Genomic DNA, 19388 nt, shown 5'->3' with positions numbered 1-19388 from the left:
TGACAACAAGACTCAGTAAAAACGCCCTCAGGTATGAACCTGAAGGCGTTTTTTTATACCCAAAATAAGAGACGATACAAGTTTATGGCTACCTCAGATCTTCAATCACGATACCGTCATCACTCAGGCTGCCCGGTGCCACAAGCTCAACATGGCCACCGAGCTTAGTCACCTCTCTCATTGTCTGGGCCACCTCGGTGATATCTATGTCGCTGCGCCCGGCATCACTCACCTCACAGTGCAGTGTCATCTGATCCCTGTCATCGATATTTGTCACCACCAGCCTCGCCTTGGCGAGCAGACTATGGGATAGCCTGATACGTTCGACCTGCTCGGGGTGAATAAACATCCCTTTCACCTTAGTACTCTGGTCGGCCCGCCCCTGCCAGCCCCTGATCCGCATATTGGTTCGACCGCAGGGGCTCATCCCCGGCATAACGGATGACAGATCGCCGGTGGCGAAGCGAATGAGGGGATAATCGGGATTAAAGCTGGTCACCACCACTTCACCGACCTCACCATCGGCAACCGGCTCCTGACTACCCGGCCTGAGGATCTCCAGCAGGATATCTTCTGCGACAACCAGACCACTATCCGGACAGCTCTCATAGGCGATCAGACCGATATCTGCGGTCGCATAGGCTTGGCTCACCGAAATTCCCGCCTCTTCAAATCTGGCTTGCAGCGTCGGTGTCAATGCTTCACCCGATACGAGCGCCTTGTTGATCGATGAGACATCCCGCCCAAGTTCCTTCGCCCTCTGCAGCAAAATATTGAGAAATGAGGGTGTACCGCAGTAGCCTTCGGGTCTGAGGCGCTCGATAATATCAAGCTGCTGCTCGGTCTGCCCCGGTCCGGCTGGGATCACGCTGCAGCCACAAGCCCTGGCACCCGAGTCCATGATGAATCCGCCTGGGCTGAGATGATAGGAGAGGCAGTTTTGCACCCGCTCCCCTGCACGAAAGCCCGCCGCATAGAAGGCGGTGCCCATTCGCCACCAATCTTTGCTGTCATGGCCGGGCTCGAAGATGGGACCGGGAGATTGAAAGATGCGATCCGGGGTCGAACCCGACGCATTGAGCCCGGCAAACGGCAGGTTTTCGGCCTGCAGACAGATCAGATCCGACTTTCTCGTGACGGGCACAGAGGTGAGTGACTGTCTGCTGGTGATGGCAGTCACATCGATATCACTGAGTGTGCGTCGATAGTGAGCACACTCCTGTTTTGCATAAGCCAGAAACGCCGGTAAACGGGTGAGCAGGTCGCTCTCACGCCGGGTTCGACTCTGCAGCTCATCGGAATCATATACGCTATTCATATCCCCCCCTAATCACTTATCTTTTAAAGCCAACGTTTACGACGCTTATATGACTTTAAGTTTTTAAAGCTTTTTCTCTTATCGTTACCGCCACCCAGGTAGAACTCTTTCACATCTTCGTTATTCAGCAGTTGTTCGCTGGTTCCATCCAGTACAATCTTGCCGGACTCCATGATATAGCCATAGTCGGCGGCCTTTAGGGCATAGTTGGCGTTTTGCTCCACCAGCAACATGGTGATCCCCTGCTCCTTGTTGATCTTATCTATGATGCCGAACACCTCCTTCACCAGCAGAGGCGACAATCCCATAGAGGGCTCATCGAGGCAGATCATCTTAGGGCGCGCCATCAGGGCGCGACCGATAGCCAACATCTGCTGCTCGCCGCCTGAGAGGTAGCCTGCCAGGCCGGTACGCTCCTTAAGGCGGGGAAAGTAGCTGAAGACCATCTCAATGTCCTGATTGATCTGGTTATCATTGCGGGTATAGGCGCCTAATTTCAGGTTTTCAATCACCGTCATATCTTCGACGATACGGCGTCCCTCCATCACCTGAAACACGCCGGAGCGAACGATATCATCGGCATTCTTCCTGTCGATCTGTCGACCCATAAAACTGATGTCACCGCGGGTGACGTCGCCATTTTCAGTTTTAAGTAAACCGGATATGGCCTTGAGCGTGGTGGACTTGCCGGCACCATTGGGTCCCAGCAGGGTAACGATCTTCCCCTTTGGCACCTCTATGCTCACGCCTCTGAGCACCTGGATAACATCATCGTAGACAACTTCGATGTTATTGATGGATAACACGGGTGTCGCTGGCTGTATCTGAGCTGCTTGTGTCATACATACTCCCTGAAATAATGGGAGGCGTAACCTGAGTCACGCCCCGGAATGATTAATAACCTAACCAGTCAACACGACGCTCAAGGGTCACCTGATCGGCCTTCTCGACACGAATATCTCCGCCGTTGAAGTTCCCCTTATAGATGTTCACCTGATTGATGCCACGGTGATCCTCCGGTGTCCAGGTTGCGGCAAGACACACGCCTTCGAGCCCCTTAGGTACCCAATTTTTCTGGGCATACATCCCCTTCTTAACATTCTCTCCGGTCACGCCGCCGTTAGCCTTAGCCCACTCCATCGACTCTTTCATGAAGAAGGTTGAGCAGATCCCGCGGATATAATGGTGCAGACGCTCCTCACTGCCGGAGGTGTCAGACATCTTAGATATCTCACGCACCAACTTCATGCCCGGCACCTCGTCGGTCCAGAAAGGGGTCATGGTCGGGAAGACATAATCCTTAATCCCCTCTCCCGCCGCCTTGAATACCAGCTTGTCACCGCCCCAGATATTGGACATAAACTGGATCTCGGTGCCTACGGTATTGCAGGATTTAATCAGTGACTGCACCGAGCCACCTAAGTTACCTATGTAGCCATAGTGAGTCCCCGAGCTCTTCAGGCTCAGGCACTGTGCCTTGAAGTCACCGGGCTTCATGGAGATCACAACGGCGGGTTGTACATCGAAGCCCAGCTCTGTCGCATACTCGGCACATGCCGCCTTAGGCGCATTCGGGAATGGGTGGTTGGCACCGATATGAGTAAACTTGGGCTTCCCCTTTCCCCCTTTGCTCTGCCAGTCTTTGGCGGCCCACTGCACCAGTCCGCGGCAGGAGTCAGAATAGGACGCCCCATAGAAGAAGTTATAGGGCGCAGGTTTTTTGGTATTCGGGTTGATCCCCTTAGGGTCGGTCAGATGACCGGAATAGGAGGCGGAGAAGATTGGCGTCTGATCTTTGGCGGCAAAAGAGATTAACGCCTCGGTATCGGCGGTTCCCCACCCCTGCATTGCCACCATGTTCTTACGTGACTGCCACTTCTTATATGAGGCGATGGCCTGAGGCACCTTGTAGGCATAATCTATGGTTTCATACTCAAGCTTAGTGCCGCTGATGCCGCCATTGGCATTGATGTAGGCCAGTGAATCTCTCACACCATCGGCATAGGGTTTACCCACGAAGGCCGTAGGGCCTGACATATCGGCAAGGTGGCCGACAAAGATCGTCTCTTCGGCGCTAACCTGACTACTGATGCCCATAAGCGCTGTTGAGATGGATGAGGCGAGTATCAATTTTTTATACATGTCATATTCCTTCAATATAGTGGCTGATTGCCGGTACCTGTTATAGTTAGAAGTTTATCGTTACGAGTTAATGGTTAATCGTTAGCAAATGGCTTCGGCTACTTAACAAAGTCCTTCTGCGGCTTGCTGTTACACTGCTTGAAACGAACAGTCCCGCCTTTAGCAGCGCTAAGCTACGGATAAGAGAGCGGGTAACTCTCGGTAAGAAAATGGCCCCCTAATAAGAGAAGGGATAAAACTTCCAATAGTTCTTAATCTGCGCCCAGCGGTGAGCGAGCCCCTCCGGCTCGAAGATCAGAAACAGAATGATCACCAGGCCGATAGCCATCTCTTTGATATAGGCTAAGCCGTCGGTCACCATAGGGGTGTTGCCCCAGTCGGTGTATTTCATCAGTCCGACACCCGCCTCCAGCATCTCCGGAAGCAATACCATAAAGATGACCCCCATCAGGGTTCCCTTAATCGAACCCAGACCGCCGATGATGATCATCGCCAGAAACTGTATCGACATGAAGATGGTGAAGCCCTCTGCCGACACATAACCCAGGTAGTGGGCATATAACGCACCGCCAATCCCCGCATAGAAAGAGGAGATCCCGAATGACAGCAGGCGATACTTGTTCAACTTCACCCCCATGATCTCGGCCGAAAGATAGTGATCACGTACCGCCACAAACGCTCGTCCATCCCGGCTGCGCATCAGATTACAACCCCAGATATACATGAACACCAGGGCAAACAGCGCGATATAGTAGAAGCTCTGGTCGGTATCGAACTCGAAGCCAAACAGGTTCACCGGCGATGCCATGGAACCGGCAGAGCCACCGGAAAACCACTCGGCGCGTGCAAAAAAGTCCTCGATAATAAATTGGGCCGCCAGTGTCGCAATGGCCAAGTAGAGCCCCTTGATACGCGCGGCGGGCATACCAAACATCATGCCGACCGCCATTGTCAAAAAGCCTGCCAATGGAATACACAGGGCAACCGGAATATTAAAGCTGGTATTAAGCCAGGCCGATGCGAATGCGCCGAAGCCGAAGAAGGCACCATGGCCCAAAGAGATCTGTCCGGTAAAGCCGACTAAGATATTGAGTCCCAGCGCCGCGATCCCTAAATAGGAGACCTGAATAAACAGGGTTAAGAAATAGCCATCCAACACAAACGGCGCCAAACAAGCGACAGCGATGGCGGCGATAGCCACCAGACGTATCGTCTTGGTTTCAAAAATCGTATTGTCTTTCTTGTAACTGGTTCTGAAATCCCCGCAAGGACGCATTGCCAAACTAGACATAAAAAACTCCTTGAGCTCTATCTACTGCCCACTAAAAAATGTGTTTAAATTAATCTGAATGTCTGCTCGAACCCGCCTAGATACGCTCAATATCCCGGGTACCAAACAGGCCATAGGGCTTAAACCAGAGGATCACTAACAGCACGTAAAACGGTGCGATGTCGTACATGTTGCCTATATGCAGGAACTGACTATCGAAAAATTCGGCAATATTCTCTAACACACCGATGACCACGCCGCCGACGATGGCGCCGACGATAGAATCCAATCCGCCTAAAATCACCGCCGGGAACACCTTGATGCCGATAGATGAGAGTGAGTCCGAAACGCCGTTAACCATGCCTATCACCACGCCGGCCGTGGCAGAAACTGTGGCGGCGATGCCCCAGCTCATGGCGAACACCTGTTTAACTGAGATCCCCAGACTCTGGGCGACCTGTTGATCGAATGCGGTCGCCCGCATCGCCAAACCATGCTTGGAGTATTTAAAGAAGAAGAAAAATCCCACCATGATACACAGGGCTATGATAGTGCTCATCAGATAGGCAAGCTCGATATTGAGTCCGAAGATGGAGACAGACTGAGTATCGAAGACCTGAGGGTAACTCTGAGGCGAGACGCCGAAGATCCATTTAGTTAACGACTGAAAGAATATCGACAGACCTATGGTCACCATGATGACCGAGATAATCGGCTCTCCTATCATGGGACGCAGCACGATCATCTGCAGCAGCACGCCGAACAGCGCCATAAAGCCCAATGTCAGCAGGAAGCCGACCACAAACGGTAACTCCATATAGATTAAAAATGCCCAACACACCCAGGCACCCACCAGTAGAAACTCCCCCTGAGCGAAGTTTACGATCTGAGTCGATTTATAGACTAAGACAAAGCACATGCCCACAACACCATAAAGTAGCCCGACAATCAGGCCATTGATGATGAGCTGCATTAGTAATTCAAAGTTCATGACGCTCTCCTCTGCTCTATTTGTGACTCGGATACACTTGCTGTATCGATAACCGATGCCACCTTAAGTTGGGTCTGAATTCGGGATTTACTGCCATCCTGAAAGGTGATCACGGTATCGATATCCACATGGGGTTTATCGTTATAGATAGATGAGATGATGTCACCATACTTTTCGGCTATCACGCCACGCCTCACCTTACGGGTTCGGGTCAGCTCACCATCATCGGCATCGAGCTCCTTGTAGAGCAGGATAAACTTACTGATCTTCTGGGCATCGGGCAGGGTCTGATTGACGGCCTCAACCTCCTCAGACAGCTTCTCATAGACCTCGGGCAGCGAGGACAGGTTAGTGTAGTTAGTGAAAGCCAGGCCACGTTGCTCGGCCCATTTAGAGACGATGCTGAAACGTATGCATAAGATGGCCGACAGATAGGGCCGCTCTTTACCTAAGATCACCGCCTCACCGATAAATGATGAGAACTTAAGCTTATTCTCGATATATTGAGGCGAATACTGGATACCGTGACTCGTTCTGGCCAGATCTTTAATTCTGTCGATAACCACAAGGTGGCCGGAGGGCTTGAAGTACCCCGCATCGCCCGTGTGCATCCACCCATGCTTCACATCTTCGTCAAACGCCTCCTGATCCCCCAGATAGCCGTTGAACATGCCTAAGGTTTTCGCGACCACCTCACCCACGCCCTCGCTGTCACAGTTGATCACCTTCACCTCTGCGCTGTCGAATGCGACACCAACGCTGTCATAATCCACATCATCTTCCTTATGAATCGTATAGGCTCCGCACATCTCGGTCTGACCATAGAGCTGACGCAGGGGTACGCCGATACTCTGGAAGAAGCGAAAGGTATCGGGTCCCATGGCGGCACCACCGGTAGCGGCGGACTTTAAAAATGAAAAACCTAGTCTGTCTCGCAGCGCCTTCATCAGCAGCACCTCGGCCAGGCGTGACTTTCGCCCCTGCGCTAAGCGCTTCTGCGCCCGGTTCATGGCGAAATTGAATAGCGCCTGCTTCAGAGGTGAGGAGTCCATCATTCTCGCCTGCACATCAGCCAGTATCCCCTCCCACACTCTGGGGGCGAGCAGGACAAAGCTGGGGCCGATTTCACGCAGATCGGCCATCATGGTCTCCTGCTCTTCTACGAAATTCACGATCTGCCTGGCAATCAGCGCCTGGCCCACCGCATACACCTGCTCCATGATCCAGGGCAGAGGCAACACAGAGACATAGTTATCACCGGGGGCTCGTGGATCGGCACGCAGATATGAGCAGCAGTGGTCGATAAACTTACTACCTTGAAGCAACACGATTTTCGGCTTAGAAGTTGTCCCCGATGTGGTGCAGTAGATGGCGATATTTTCGGCTTTACCGGCATCGACGAATGCATCGAAGAGCCTGGGCGTTTCGGTGTCGATTCGCTGTCCCAATGCATAGATATCTTCCACGCTGATGAGACGGGGATCATCATATTTACGCATGCCTCTTGGATCACAATAGACAATATATTTGACGCCGGGGATCCCCTCTTCGAGCTCAAGTAACTTGTCACACTGCTCCTCATCCTCGGCAATCACCACACTGGCATTACTCCGGTTAAGCAGGTAGGCCACCTCTTCATGCAGAGAGTCCTGATAGATCCCCAGTGAGTAACAGCTCATCGCATGGGCTGCCACCTCCCCCCATACCCACTCGGGTCGGTTGTCGCCCAGCAGGGCGATGGTGCTGTTTGCCTCTATCCCCATAGACGACAAAGCCAGGGTCATCCACTTCACCCTGTTGTGGTAATCCATCCAGGTGAACTCACTCCAGATCCCAAACTCCTTCTCCCGCATGGCAACATCATCGGGCCAGAGGGTGGCGTTATGTCTGAGGATCTTTGGAAAGGTATCCATATCACCCATGTCAAAGTTATTGGATGACGCTGCACTAGGCATATTCATTAGCCTACCTCCTGTAACTGCTCGTTTTCTTCTAACCCCAGGTAAGCCTGTCTCACATGTTCATCTGCCATCACCTCATCGGGGAGGCCACATATCAGTTTCTTCCCGAAGTCCAGCACCATGACCTGATGAGAGATATCCATCACCACACCCATATCATGCTCAATCATGACCACTGTGATGCCGAACTCCTCATTGAGATCGAGTATGTAACGTGCCATATCCTCTTTCTCTTCCAGATTCATTCCGGCCATAGGCTCATCGAGCAGAATAAGTTTGGGCTTCAGGGCGATGGCGCGCGCCAGCTCGACCCTTTTGCGTAATCCGTATGAGAGCGTGCCGGCCACGGCCTTGCGCACATGTGAGATATCCAGAAAATCGATGATCTCTTCAACCTGGCGACGGTGAGCCAACTCCTCACTCTGGGCAGGAGAAGCCCAATAAAGTGGGCCGGTTAACCAGTTATTCTTCATCAGGTGATGACGGCCAACCATGATGTTGTCCAACACCGACATATGGCCGAAGAGGGCGAGATTTTGGAAAGTTCGGCCGATTCCAAGGTCGGCCCTGTCATTGGGCCTGAGATTGGTCACATCTGTGTTGTCAAAATGAATAGCCCCTCTGTTGGGACGATAGCGGCCCGAGATGCAGTTGAGCATAGATGTCTTCCCCGCTCCGTTGGGGCCGATAATGGAAAACACCTCGCCCTTGTTTACCTCAAAGCTCACATCGGTCAGTGCCTTAACACCACCAAATGCGAGTGAGATCTGGTCTACTTTCAGGATAGTTTCTGTCACACCCATACTCCTTGAACTTAGGTTCTATTCATTAATGTCACAGCGATGATGGATACTAGCCCTGCATTGCACATGAGAACCTGTGTGATGATTTGTCCGGCGATTTGCAATAGTGCTAGTCGTTCTAAAGCAATGTATCTAAAAAAGAGAGGTGGGTTTCCCCACCCCTAAATGGAGCGTTTAGAGTGCGTATCTCATTGATAGCTGTGCATAATCTGAGTCAACATTCTTGTCGCCCATTTCAAAGTTGCCGACCTCAAATCCGACGGCAAGTTGGGGAGTCAGGTTTTGAAACAGGTTGACACTCCACTGAGTACGCTCGGCATCGGCCAGGTCTGTTTCAACGCGGCCATACAAGACGGTACTTCTCAGTGTGTCGGTCCAGTAATGGCGATATGCAGCAAGATAGGAGGTGGTGCTTTCAACCTCTTCGCCGATAAGATCTGAGGCGGTGCCTACACCTACATAGCGGCCCACTTCACCCTGGTGGAATTGAAACCTGAAATCGTCTTTACCAAAGGTCTTGATACGTCCTGCTATCGAACCACCGAAGGCCGTTTCGCTGTTGCCCATGGTGGTATTGAGACTACGACCCAGCGCCGATATCGACACATTGCCCCAATCACCCTTGATGTTATAGCGGGCGACCACATCGGGGAGATCATCGTTGGCAGTATCACCGCCTACGCTCTCCGGGTTTTCAACAGAGAACTGGAAGTTACCTGCATCGAAGCGTACCTGTCCCTGACGAATAAAGGCCAAACCTACGGTTGCGCCGGCAAAGTCGGCCGTTTCAGGTATCGCACTGGTATTCATGAAGGTTGTCCATGTCTGACCTGCCGTGATCCCTTGGTATTTGATGAAGGCGTGACGAATGCGTGGATTAGCCGAGTTGGAGACCACCTGATTACCGCCGCCACCCAGAAAGTCCATCTCGATAAAGCCAGTCACGTCACCATGGACATACTTGGTGTTAAAGCGTGACTCGTTAGCAAAAATTCTGAACTGTGACGCATCTTCGGCCAGTGGAGTCCCTGTGCCGATCCAAAAATCACGATAGGCAACGTCTCCGTTAACATAGCGCGCATCGACCTTGAGATAACCGCCGAAACTGATCTTGCCATCTTCGCCGACCTTGAAGTCATATCCGGCCATGGCTGAACCGGCAAATATACACATTGAACCCGCTAACGCGATCTTTTTAATTTTAGAAATAAGCATCTTCTATCCCCTTTAATGTCTGCAGCCAAGATGGAGAATTCCCGGCATTCACTCAATTGGGAATAGGTATTAATGCAGCGGTCTTAGTCCGTAAGTCGCAAGACCAAAGGGCTAATACTTAAGTCGAAAGCAATTAGAGATAAAGTGGAAGTGGAAATATGATATGTTAAATTTTATAACAAACAGGGTCTTGACCTGCTCAGCATAGGAGCAGCACTCCATAATAAGGTTCATTGAAGCGTATGTTTCCCAACTGGCTCTTAGTCACCATCAGCATCAGCTATATCGGTCTGCTCTTCCTGATGGCTTTCTTAGGTGATAAGTACCGAAACAGACTGGTCAATCGACAACACACGGTCATCTATGCCCTCTCACTGGGCGTCTATTGCACCTCCTGGGGATTTTTAGGAACGGCCGGGCAAGCGGCAAGCAACTCCTTTTCATACCTTCCTGTGTATATCGCCCCCATTTTACTGTTTATTTTTGCCTGGCCTTTCATTCAGAGACTGATACGTGTCAGCCTGAAACTCAACATCACCTCTATCGCCGATCTGCTTGCGGCTCGCTTTGGCAAGTCACAACTGTTGGCCTTCATAGTGACTCTGGTCGCCCTGTTCGGCACCCTGCCCTATATCGCCCTGCAGCTGAAAGCGATTGTGAACTCCTATGAGATATTGCGACAAGATCACCTCATGTCCTCATGGCAGATAGGTGCCATCGTGAGTGTTATTCTGGCAGGATTTACCATCATCTTCGGTGTCAGGGCCATCGACGTCACCGAGCGCCATCCGGGGATGATGTTAGCGATCGCCTTCGAGTCCTTCGTCAAGCTCATCGCCTACCTGACTGTCGGAATATTTGTCTCATTCTTTCTGTTTGACTCTCCCCTTCAGATCTGGAATCAGGCGAACGAGACCCTACCCGCCTCGACACAGTTTAATTATCCGAATCTGTTCTCCATGTTCGGCCTGCTCTTCATCGTCCTCAGTGCATTTCTCTGTCTGCCCCGCCAGTTTCAGGTACTTATCGTCGAACTCAAGGAGCAGAAGCACGCCATATGGAGCCGCTGGACCTTCCCCATCTATATTTTAGTGTTCGCCTTTTTTGCCACACCACTTGGACAAGCGGGTAACCTGCTTTACGGCGATTCGCTCAAGAGCGATGCATATGTGTTATTCCTGCCCGCCTTCAATGGCCACGCCTGGCTGGGCTTATTCAGTTTTCTGGGAGCCATTTCGGCGGCCAGCTCTATGGTCATCATCTCCACGATAGCCTTGAGCACTATGTTGAGCAATGAGGTGGTCTTTCCAACCTTGTTTAAATTCAGCAACATCCAGAGCACCAACTTTCACCGTTTCCGCTCACACCTGTTGAGCATTCGAAAGGCGCTGGTGTCTCTGGTCATCTTCTTGAGTTATGGCATGTTTTTGCTGGCACCGCCCGATACGCTTGCCTCCCTCGGCGAAGTCGCATTCGGGGCCATAGCTCAGATAGGACCAACCCTGTTTGCCGCCTTCTTATGGCGCAGGGTCACCCTGGTCGGAGCCATCCTTGGGATCTCCAGTGGCTTCAGTCTTTGGCTGGTACTCAACATGTTGCCGCAACTGGGGTTTTACCCTCACCCTCTAGCCGGCAGCGAATACTCAATGACGACCATGGCAACCCTGATAGGTCTGCTGGTGAATATCCTTATGGTATGGCTGGTTTCACTGCTCACCAGACAGAGCGTTCAGGAACAGATGCAGAATGAACACTTTATCGAGAGGCCGGATATCGACAATTTACCCCCCGGGATCCAGAAGAATATCAAGCCGAAAGATCTGCAGCTGTTGGTAGCACGTTTCGTGGGCGAAGAGCGGGCAGAGCAGGAGTTTAGGGAACTCTTCAGCCGACAGGCATCCCTGGCATCTGACAAGAGCAGCCATAATCAGGCGCTTATCTTCTATACGGAAAATATGCTGGCCAAAGTGATGGGATCTGCCTCGGCCCGTTTGGTGATCTCCTGTGCCCTCAATGGCCGGGACATCGCCATCAATGAGGTGGCACAGCTGGTCGAAGATGCCTCCAGCCATAGAATGGAGTTCAGCCGCTCGGTACTTCACAGCGCCATCGAGAATGCCAGCGAGGGAATATCGGTTATCGACAGTGACCTCAAGCTGGTCGCCTGGAATAAGCAGTATCTGGAGCTGTTCAACTACCCGGACGATCTTATCTACATAGGATGCCCGGTGAGCCAGCTCATCCGATATAACCTGAGTCACGGGGGAAAGTTTAATAAGAATATTGAACAACAGGTCGAACGACGTCTGGCATTTCTGCGACAGGGGAGCCGCCACAGCACCGAGAGAACCCAGAGCGACGGCAAGACGATCCGTATCGAGGGGAACCCTATTCCCGACGGCGGCTTTGTGATGATCTTCTCAGACATCTCCATGTACCGTGAAGCTGAAAACCTGCTGAAGGAGAAAAATCTGGATCTCGAAGCCAGAGTCTATGAACGGACCAGGAAGCTGGAGCAGGCTAATCTCAACCTGGAGCAGAGCAACGCAGAGCTTGCCGACGCAATTCAAAAGGTGGAGCAGGCCCACCAGAAGAAGAGTCAATACCTGAAAGCCTGCAGTCATGATCTGTTGCAGCCTCTGTCAGCGGCACGTCTGTTCTCATCCGCTTTCGTACAGAGTAGCCAGCTCAGCGAAAAACAGAAGCAGCAGATGGGATACATAGACAACTCGCTGAAAGTAGCCAACGAGTTACTGCTGGACCTCAATGAGATCTCCCGTATCGAGAGTGGCACCCTGGTTCCCGAAATTGAGCGCTTTGCACTGCAGGAGGTTTTGGACTCCATCGTCGATGAGTACGGCGCGATATCTGAAAATGCCAATGTGGAGTTTCGTCATGTGGATACCAGGCTCTGGGTGTCGAGTGACAAGGTGATGCTAAGGCGAATTTTACAAAACCTGATAAGCAACGCCTTCAGGTATGCCCCCAATGGCAAAATCCTTCTGGGTTGTCGCCGGCAGGGGAGTGGAATCAAGATTCAGGTCGTAGACAACGGCCCCGGGATCCCGCCGGACAAGCAGGCGGTTATCTTTGAGCAATTTACCCGACTGCAGCCATCGGGGCACCTGGGAGTAAACGGTCTGGGTCTGGGACTGAATATTGCTCAGGGGCTGGCCTCACTTTTAAAGCAGCAGCTGACACTCTCATCATCGGTAGGTCACGGCAGTATCTTTAGCCTCACCTTAGAGATAGCATCGCCCATTGCCACACGGCTCGAGAGAAGTGAGGCAGATATCCTGACCCTGCATGGCGTCAATGTGCTGTGTATCGACAACGACCCTAACGTGCTTGCCGGTATGACTGAGCTGCTCAGTGGCTGGAGGTGTCGGGTATACGGCGCAGGCTCAGTCAAGCAGGCAAAGCAGCAATTTAAAAAGCACGCCAGTGAGATAGATATCATGCTGGTCGACTACCAGCTCGATGACAGCCTGGATGGGCTCGCCCTGATGACAGAGCTGCAGGCATTATCAGATCTGCCCCTGCCCGGCATACTGATCACTGCGACCATAGACGAAGCCGTCGTTCAACAGGCCAGGAACATGGGTTATGGCTACCTGCGTAAGATCATTAAGCCCATAGCACTTCGGGCAATGATGAGTGCGACACTTGCGCAGAGTCTGCGAAAAAACTACTGCGCTTCGAGTGAGAAGGAGCTCTTATCGAGCTGAAGCTGACTCATGGCGATCACGGCCTGAGTTCGGGTATGCACACCTAACTTTAAAAAGATTGCACTGGCATGAGCCTTAATGGTTGCCTCCGACAAGCCGAGTTCATAAGCGATCTGCTTATTTAACATTCCATCGGCAAACATCATCAAGATGCGATGTTGCCTTGGTGAAAGGCTCATGATCTTACCACTCATACTATCGGCTTCTACCGCATCAAAGTTACTACAGCCTGGTGGCAGCCACTGCTTGCCTGAGAGCACACTCTGTATCGCCTCCAGCATCACCTCAGCTGAAGTCGACTTAGGGATGAATCCTGCAGCTCCGAAAGACATACTCTTGGAAACGGTCACCTTATCTTCCTGACCCGAGATCACTATCACCCCCATATGGGGAAAACAGTTCCTGATGCTGATCAAGGTATTAAAGCCGTGGGCCTTGGGAATATTCAGATCGAGCAGCAGTAGATCGACATCATCATGCTCCGACAAGAGCGTGTCTAACTCTGAAATAGTTTCAGCCTCATAAAGGATCACGTCATCAAAATTTGGCGCTAATATATTAGTCAGGGCCTGGCGAAACAGTGGGTGGTCATCAGCTATTATTATTTTAAGCGGCTGCAACATTGTTAACTCCTCGTTAATGAGCAATATTCAGTCTAACGTGATAATAAAGAAGATCAACTACTTCCAGCGAGGCTCGGATAATCAGGCTACAGAGTGAAAGTAACAATTTTACAACAAGTTAGACCGTTTTAACCGAAGGAAAATATCAATTTTACGACTTGGATTATAGACTTATTAACTAGGTCCTGAGTATCGAACCCGGAATAATTAATTTACGTTATGCCTATTCAAAGCCTGGTAACTCATGGGTAAGAGCACGACACTCCCCTTCGATGAGTATACCAGCCGTTGAAAACGATTAAATATTCGACTGCCACTTGTACATTAACAAGGTCTCACATATTCTAAATCGGGTAATCATTTGTTTTTCAACACAAGGCATTAGGAGATCGCTTTGCCTGATAAAACAGCATTAGTTCTTGGCGGTGGTGGAGCACGTGCGGCATACCAGGTAGGGGTGCTGAAAGCCATAGTGCAGTTTTACCCACGCAATCATGGTATCCCGTTTAAGATAATATGCGGCACATCGGCCGGTGCCATTAACGGTACCTCCATTGCAACCCATGCATCCTGCTTTCACCTGGGTGTAAGAAAGCTGGAGTGGGTGTGGCGTAACTTCCACACCAGTAAAATATACAGCTCCTCGGCGGGCGGTATTCTGACCCATTTAAGTAAGATGTTACTGATGAGCATTCAGGAGGATAGGGTCAACACCGGTCCCGGCAGCCTGTTTAACAGCAGCCCTCTGCGAGATCTCCTCAACCAGTTAATCAATTTCGTGCGTATAGACAGAAACATCGCCAGCGGTGCCCTCAATGCCCTTAGCATAGACACCTCCTGCTATAACACCTCCCGTTCTGTCACCTTTTTTCAGGCCAGCCGGGATATTAAGGAGTGGCACAGAGACAGACGCAGGGGGGAAAGAACTCAGCTTAACACCGAGCACCTGCTGGCAAGCAGTGCCATTCCACTCATCTTTCCGTCAATAAAGCTTAATCAAGGCTATTACGGTGATGGCTCGGTACACCAACTCGCCCCCCTGAGCAGCCCGATTCACTTAGGGGCCAAAAAAATCATGGTGATCAATCTCGAGAGCCCCCATAAACAGCTGCCACAGGAGTTAGAGCACCACCCCAAAACGGCGACAATTACCGGTCATCTGCTCGACACCATCTTTTCAGATACGCTCAACAGCGATCTGGAGCGTCTCGAAAGGATCAACAACACCCTATCACTCATTCCCAAAGAGGACTGCAAGAAGCTGCCACTGACCCATATCGAAACTCTGGTCATCAAACCCAGTGAAGATCTCAGCCAGTTGGCCTCCCACTATTATCAGGAGATGCCCTTCGCGGTTAAATCTATGCTGAGGCCTTTGGGAATTAAGCAGCAGACAGATTCGAGTATCGTCTCCTATCTGCTGTTCGAAAGGGCTTACTGTAGCGCACTGATCGATCTGGGCTATCAGGATGCCATGTGTCAGATTGATGAGATCCGGGATTTCTTTGAGATAGAAAAATAGCAATAATGAGATTAAATCCGTTACTGCCCGAGGCGCCGGGCAATCAAGTCTGCAGCGCTCTCCCCCCATACCCGGTATATCTTGCTACCGGGATGGAAACCATCGACAGCCATATCCCGCCTATCTAAGGCCTGCTCGATATTAACCAGTTCACAATTTTTATCCGCCCTGCTTAACTCAGTGAGCCGGGTGTTAAACGCCTTAGCCCGCTGGCCTAAACACCATCTCAGTGGCTGAGGTAATGCCGGAAACTGCTCCATCGGTGGCACATGGGTAAGCAAGATGTGTCGAACGGAAAACTGTCTTCTCAACAGCTTAATCAATCCTCCCTGCTGCTCTATCCAGCGGCTAACCCTGAGTGGGCTGAGCACATCGTTTACCCCCAGCGAGATCAGCACCACATCAAATTCTCCCGGCTCAAGCTCCTCCAATGTCCGGATAAGATCCGCCGTTGTATTACCGGACTTGGCGATCAGCTGCCAATGCACCCGGTAGTCTCTGGCCAGCTCTCGGGTAAGGCAGCCTGACAGGGCTTGTGACTGAGTATCGACGCCGACTCCGGCTGCAGCCGAATCTCCAACCAGCAGTACTCTGAGAGGTCTTCCCTCACCCAGACTTCCGCCTCTGTCACCCGCCGCCTCGGGTAGTCTGGGAGTATTTTGACGAACATAGCGCCCCTGTAACAGCAACAGCGGAGCAAGCAGGATTATGATTAAGTTGTGCAAATTTCCCCCTACGCTCAAATGACTCACTCTTGGTAGCAAGCTAAAGCTAACGGCCAACAGGACTCTTAGCCCTGAAGCAGGTAGTGTTCGGCCTTCTCGATCCGCCGTGGCTTACCCAGAATGATCAAGGTATCGCCGGGACGAATACTCCAATTCAACTCAGGGCTTTCAACTTCTGAGCCGGCGCGTCTCACGGCCCTGATCTCAACCCTCAGTTTCTCCCAGGGGATCTCGGCCAACGTTAACCCAACCGCGCTTGCTCCCTTGGGAAGCGCAACGGCATGAAGGTGCTCGAGGGTGAAGTCAGTTTCGGCCCCGGAGAAGAAGCCATGGAGATACTGATAGTGGTTACGCCTCTCATACTCCAGTCGCTTGAGGATCCTGGTGAGCGGAACTCCACACTGATACAACACCTGAGAAACTAACATCAGGCTTCCCTCAAGCGTTTCCGGTATCACCTGACTGGCCCCCGCCTCCTCCAGCTCCTCCATCCCGGTATCATCACGGGTTCTGACCAGAATCTTAGAATCTGGCGCCAACTGTCTGCACAGAGGTAACACCTCTTCCAGAATACGGGCATTACTGAATGTCAGTACGATAAGCTTAGCCTCGCGGATTTTGGCCTGCTTAAGTATGCTGCGCTTACAGACATCACCAAAATAGACCGGCTCCCCCGCTTTTCTCGCCTCTGAGACCCGGGTGGGATCCAGGTCGAGCACCAAAAATGGTACCGCTTCGGTTTTCATAAAGCGGGCGATAGTCTGACCCACTCGCCCATAACCCAGAATTAATACGAGATCATTCTCATGTTCGATATTAGGTTCAATAGCAGAGGGTTTATCGGCTTTGGGCCTCACCCCTTGCAGATAACGCGCGATATCGACACTGTGCCTCACCAACCAGGGAGCGACGGCCATAGAGAGAACCGCCACCATCACCAACTTAGTGCTCAGGGCGATATCCAGCAAACGGTAATTCACCGCCAGAGCCAACACCACAAAGCTGAACTCTCCCACCTGAGCCAGACTCAAGGCCGTGGACAGGGAGATTCTGAACGACTCCCTGGCGGCCCTTAACAGACCGAAGATCACTAACGCCTTCCCGAAAATCACCGCCACCAGCAAGACTAAGATCTGCCACCAGAACTGGAGTACCAAGGTGAAGTCGAGCAGCATACCGATAGAGATAAAAAACAGCCCCATCAATAGATCACGAAACGGTCTGATATCCGCCTCAAGCTGACGCTTATACTGACTCTCCCCCAGCAGCATCCCCGCCATAAATGCTCCCAGCGCCATAGATAAGCCTAACCACTGAGTCAGAGCCCCGGTCAACAGGGCCACCACCAGAGTCGAGAGCATAAACAGTTCATTTGATCGCGAGCGCGCGACCTCATCGAATAATCTGGGTAACCCCCACTTACCGAAAGCCATCAAGACCACGAAAGCCAGCACCCCCTCGGCCATGGCATAGCCGATGGCCGTCGCCGACAGTACCTCGCCGTCACTCGCCAACAGAGGCAGCAAGATCAACAGGGGAACGACGGCCAGATCCTGAAACAGCAGCACACTCACCGAGAGCTCCCCATGACGCCTTCTTAACCAACCCTGTTCATTGAGCAGTTTAAGGACGATGGCGGTGGATGAGAGCGCTATAGCCGATCCCACGACTATGGACTCGACTAAGGTCAGCGAACCTAAATATGAGATACCTGTCGCCAACAAGGTGGTAACGACAACCTGAGCACTACCCAGGCCAAATACCGTTCGTCTCATCGCCCACAGCCTGGGAAGAGAGAACTCCAGGCCTAAGCTAAACATGAGTAACACCACACCCAACTCGGCAACAGAGTGCATCTGATGTTGGCTGAACCAGTTAAAACCTGAAGGACCACTAATCACACCTGTGAGCAGATAAGCCAGGATCGCCGGCAAACCAGCGCGCCTGAGCAGAGCAATTGAGATAATTGCCACTACAAGCATCAAGAGAACTTGAATGAGAAAACTATGTTCCATTTAATTTTTGGCTCCAAGTCAAATAACTGACACATCATTTTTTATTACTGACACCTGAAAGATTAACTCAATGACAAATAAAGACAAATTTAATTAACAAATTATTAGGCACAGTTATTGCTAGTAAACATGCAATTGAGAGGGTAGTTAACCTCAGCAAGTCCGGCATTGATGGAGTACTAATTATGGACTTTGGCCTAGCGACAGAGTTTTATCCCGATGAGTATCAGTATCAACCTGAAATATACTCAGGTAATAAGCCTGAACTCGACTTAGTGGAAATTATTCAACAACTACATGAAAGTTTAGATCCCAGGACAGTTTTTGCCTGTTTCGGCAAAGTCATGGGCCAACATTTGCCTATAGACGGTGTAAAGCTGAACTTTAAACACTATCAGTTTAGCTGGGGAAAACGTCATGGGCTAATGGTCAAGCAACAACTTGAGTGCTCAGGCGAGACGGCAACACTGCAATATAGTCTGAAGTCGCCCTTGACGCCGTCACAGGCTCAAAGGTTACAGACACTGCAAACCTTAGTACTGCTGCCGTTGTTTAATGCCACCCAGTTTCATGAGATGTCACAGCAGGCCATGTTTGACTCCCTCACAAAATTAGGCAACCGTCACTATTATATCGAGAGTATCAAGAAAGCAATTGCCGCATCGAAGCGCTACAGCAACGACCTTTCGTTAGTCGTACTGGATCTGGATAACTTCAAAAAGCTCAACGACCGTTACGGACATCAGTTCGGTGACATGGTGTTGTCTGAGTTTGGTCAACTACTCACTGGTGCAATTCGAAATACCGATCAGGCATTTCGCATCGGGGGGGATGAATTTGTCGTCCTGGTACAAGGAGGCACCCGGGCCGCCGCTATCTTGTGCGAACGGATCTTAACTGCCATGTCCTCGCTGCCCCTGTTCGAGAAGCATGAGATACAGACCAGTATGGGCGTTGCACAGTGGAGGGACGACGAGTCTGAGTCGGTACTTTATGAACGGGCAGACCGGGCGCTCTACCAGGCAAAAGCGGCCGGACGGCAATGTTTCAGAATCGATGGAGAGTAAATGGGTTT

General features: G+C 51.3%; 14 protein-coding genes. 3 read left to right on the top strand and 11 right to left on the bottom strand.

Annotation, left to right across the window (positions count from 1 at the left end):
- Positions 1–88 precede the first annotated feature (88 nt).
- The 8 genes from Q1B47_RS01860 to Q1B47_RS01825 all read right to left on the bottom strand — a co-directional run bounded on the left by Q1B47_RS01860 (position 89) and on the right by Q1B47_RS01825 (position 9700).
- Positions 89–1318: an AMP-binding protein gene (locus Q1B47_RS01860; RefSeq protein ID WP_299787739.1), complete on the bottom strand. Its 1230-nt coding sequence runs from the start codon at positions 1316–1318 to the stop codon at positions 89–91.
- 23 nt (positions 1319–1341) lie between these two features.
- Complete coding sequence (locus Q1B47_RS01855; RefSeq protein ID WP_299787736.1) at positions 1342–2160, bottom strand: ABC transporter ATP-binding protein; 819 nt, start codon at positions 2158–2160, stop codon at positions 1342–1344.
- Positions 2161–2212: 52 nt separating this feature from the next.
- Positions 2213–3460 (bottom strand): ABC transporter substrate-binding protein, encoded by a 1248-nt coding sequence (locus Q1B47_RS01850; RefSeq protein WP_299787733.1) that lies wholly within the window; start codon positions 3458–3460, stop codon positions 2213–2215.
- A 217-nt stretch (positions 3461–3677) separates the two neighbouring features.
- Complete coding sequence (locus tag Q1B47_RS01845) at positions 3678–4751, bottom strand: branched-chain amino acid ABC transporter permease (RefSeq protein WP_299787730.1); 1074 nt, start codon at positions 4749–4751, stop codon at positions 3678–3680.
- A gap of 76 nt (positions 4752–4827) precedes the next feature.
- Complete coding sequence (locus Q1B47_RS01840) at positions 4828–5721, bottom strand: branched-chain amino acid ABC transporter permease (RefSeq protein ID WP_299787727.1); 894 nt, start codon at positions 5719–5721, stop codon at positions 4828–4830.
- Complete coding sequence (locus Q1B47_RS01835; protein WP_299787724.1) at positions 5718–7682, bottom strand: long-chain fatty acid--CoA ligase; 1965 nt, start codon at positions 7680–7682, stop codon at positions 5718–5720. The genes Q1B47_RS01840 and Q1B47_RS01835 overlap by 4 nt, the downstream gene beginning before the upstream one ends.
- Entirely contained in the window at positions 7682–8479 is a 798-nt protein-coding gene (locus Q1B47_RS01830) for an ABC transporter ATP-binding protein (RefSeq protein ID WP_299787721.1), read from the bottom strand. Before Q1B47_RS01830 ends, Q1B47_RS01835 begins: the two co-directional genes overlap by 1 nt.
- Positions 8480–8659: 180 nt before the next feature.
- Complete coding sequence (locus Q1B47_RS01825) at positions 8660–9700, bottom strand: DcaP family trimeric outer membrane transporter (protein ID WP_299787718.1); 1041 nt, start codon at positions 9698–9700, stop codon at positions 8660–8662.
- 242 nt (positions 9701–9942) lie between these two features.
- On the opposite strand from Q1B47_RS01825, the gene Q1B47_RS01820 reads away from it, so the two are divergent.
- The gene (locus Q1B47_RS01820; protein ID WP_299787715.1) at positions 9943–13428 is read left to right on the top strand and encodes a PAS-domain containing protein; all 3486 of its coding nucleotides are present in this window, start codon (positions 9943–9945) and stop codon (positions 13426–13428) included.
- On the opposite strand, the gene Q1B47_RS01815 is transcribed toward Q1B47_RS01820, so the two are convergent.
- Positions 13389–14051, bottom strand: a complete 663-nt coding sequence (locus Q1B47_RS01815; RefSeq protein ID WP_299787712.1) for a response regulator transcription factor — start codon at positions 14049–14051, stop codon at positions 13389–13391. The two genes, Q1B47_RS01820 and Q1B47_RS01815, sit on opposite strands and share 40 nt — an antisense overlap.
- 394 nt (positions 14052–14445) lie before the next feature.
- Here Q1B47_RS01815 and Q1B47_RS01810 point away from each other — a divergent pair, with 394 nt between their 5' ends.
- The gene (locus tag Q1B47_RS01810; protein WP_299787709.1) at positions 14446–15573 is read left to right on the top strand and encodes a patatin-like phospholipase family protein; all 1128 of its coding nucleotides are present in this window, start codon (positions 14446–14448) and stop codon (positions 15571–15573) included.
- A gap of 20 nt (positions 15574–15593) precedes the next feature.
- Here the strand turns inward: Q1B47_RS01810 and Q1B47_RS01805 are convergent, their stop codons facing one another.
- Complete coding sequence (locus Q1B47_RS01805) at positions 15594–16298, bottom strand: SGNH/GDSL hydrolase family protein (protein WP_299787706.1); 705 nt, start codon at positions 16296–16298, stop codon at positions 15594–15596.
- 65 nt (positions 16299–16363) lie between these two features.
- Positions 16364–18313 carry a monovalent cation:proton antiporter-2 (CPA2) family protein gene (locus Q1B47_RS01800; protein ID WP_299787703.1) on the bottom strand — a complete coding sequence of 650 codons (1950 nt, stop codon included), beginning with the start codon at positions 18311–18313 and terminating at the stop codon, positions 16364–16366.
- A 185-nt stretch (positions 18314–18498) separates the two neighbouring features.
- On the opposite strand from Q1B47_RS01800, the gene Q1B47_RS01795 reads away from it, so the two are divergent.
- Positions 18499–19380, top strand: coding sequence for a GGDEF domain-containing protein (locus tag Q1B47_RS01795; RefSeq protein WP_299787700.1), 882 nt, complete (start codon positions 18499–18501; stop codon positions 19378–19380).
- Positions 19381–19388 lie beyond the last annotated feature (8 nt).

This window comes from uncultured Shewanella sp. (assembly GCF_947501225.1).
Taxonomy (GTDB): Bacteria; Pseudomonadota; Gammaproteobacteria; order Enterobacterales; family Shewanellaceae; genus Shewanella.
Note: the sequence above shows the minus strand (reverse complement) of the source record. Positions and strands in the feature narration are given on the sequence as shown.

What these genes read in the sequence shown, in the direction of transcription:
- Q1B47_RS01860 (WP_299787739.1), bottom strand. Translation starts at nt 1,318, where the DNA reads ATGAATAGCGTATATGATTCCGATGAGCTGCAGAGTCGAACCCGGCGT.
- Q1B47_RS01855 (WP_299787736.1), bottom strand. Translation starts at nt 2,160, where the DNA reads ATGACACAAGCAGCTCAGATACAGCCAGCGACACCCGTGTTATCCATC.
- Q1B47_RS01850 (WP_299787733.1), bottom strand. Translation starts at nt 3,460, where the DNA reads ATGTATAAAAAATTGATACTCGCCTCATCCATCTCAACAGCGCTTATG.
- Q1B47_RS01845 (WP_299787730.1), bottom strand. Translation starts at nt 4,751, where the DNA reads ATGTCTAGTTTGGCAATGCGTCCTTGCGGGGATTTCAGAACCAGTTAC.
- Q1B47_RS01840 (WP_299787727.1), bottom strand. Translation starts at nt 5,721, where the DNA reads ATGAACTTTGAATTACTAATGCAGCTCATCATCAATGGCCTGATTGTC.
- Q1B47_RS01835 (WP_299787724.1), bottom strand. Translation starts at nt 7,682, where the DNA reads ATGAATATGCCTAGTGCAGCGTCATCCAATAACTTTGACATGGGTGAT.
- Q1B47_RS01825 (WP_299787718.1), bottom strand. Translation starts at nt 9,700, where the DNA reads ATGCTTATTTCTAAAATTAAAAAGATCGCGTTAGCGGGTTCAATGTGT.
- Q1B47_RS01820 (WP_299787715.1), top strand. Translation starts at nt 9,943, where the DNA reads ATGTTTCCCAACTGGCTCTTAGTCACCATCAGCATCAGCTATATCGGT.
- Q1B47_RS01815 (WP_299787712.1), bottom strand. Translation starts at nt 14,051, where the DNA reads ATGTTGCAGCCGCTTAAAATAATAATAGCTGATGACCACCCACTGTTT.
- Q1B47_RS01800 (WP_299787703.1), bottom strand. Translation starts at nt 18,313, where the DNA reads ATGGAACATAGTTTTCTCATTCAAGTTCTCTTGATGCTTGTAGTGGCA.
- Q1B47_RS01795 (WP_299787700.1), top strand. Translation starts at nt 18,499, where the DNA reads ATGGACTTTGGCCTAGCGACAGAGTTTTATCCCGATGAGTATCAGTAT.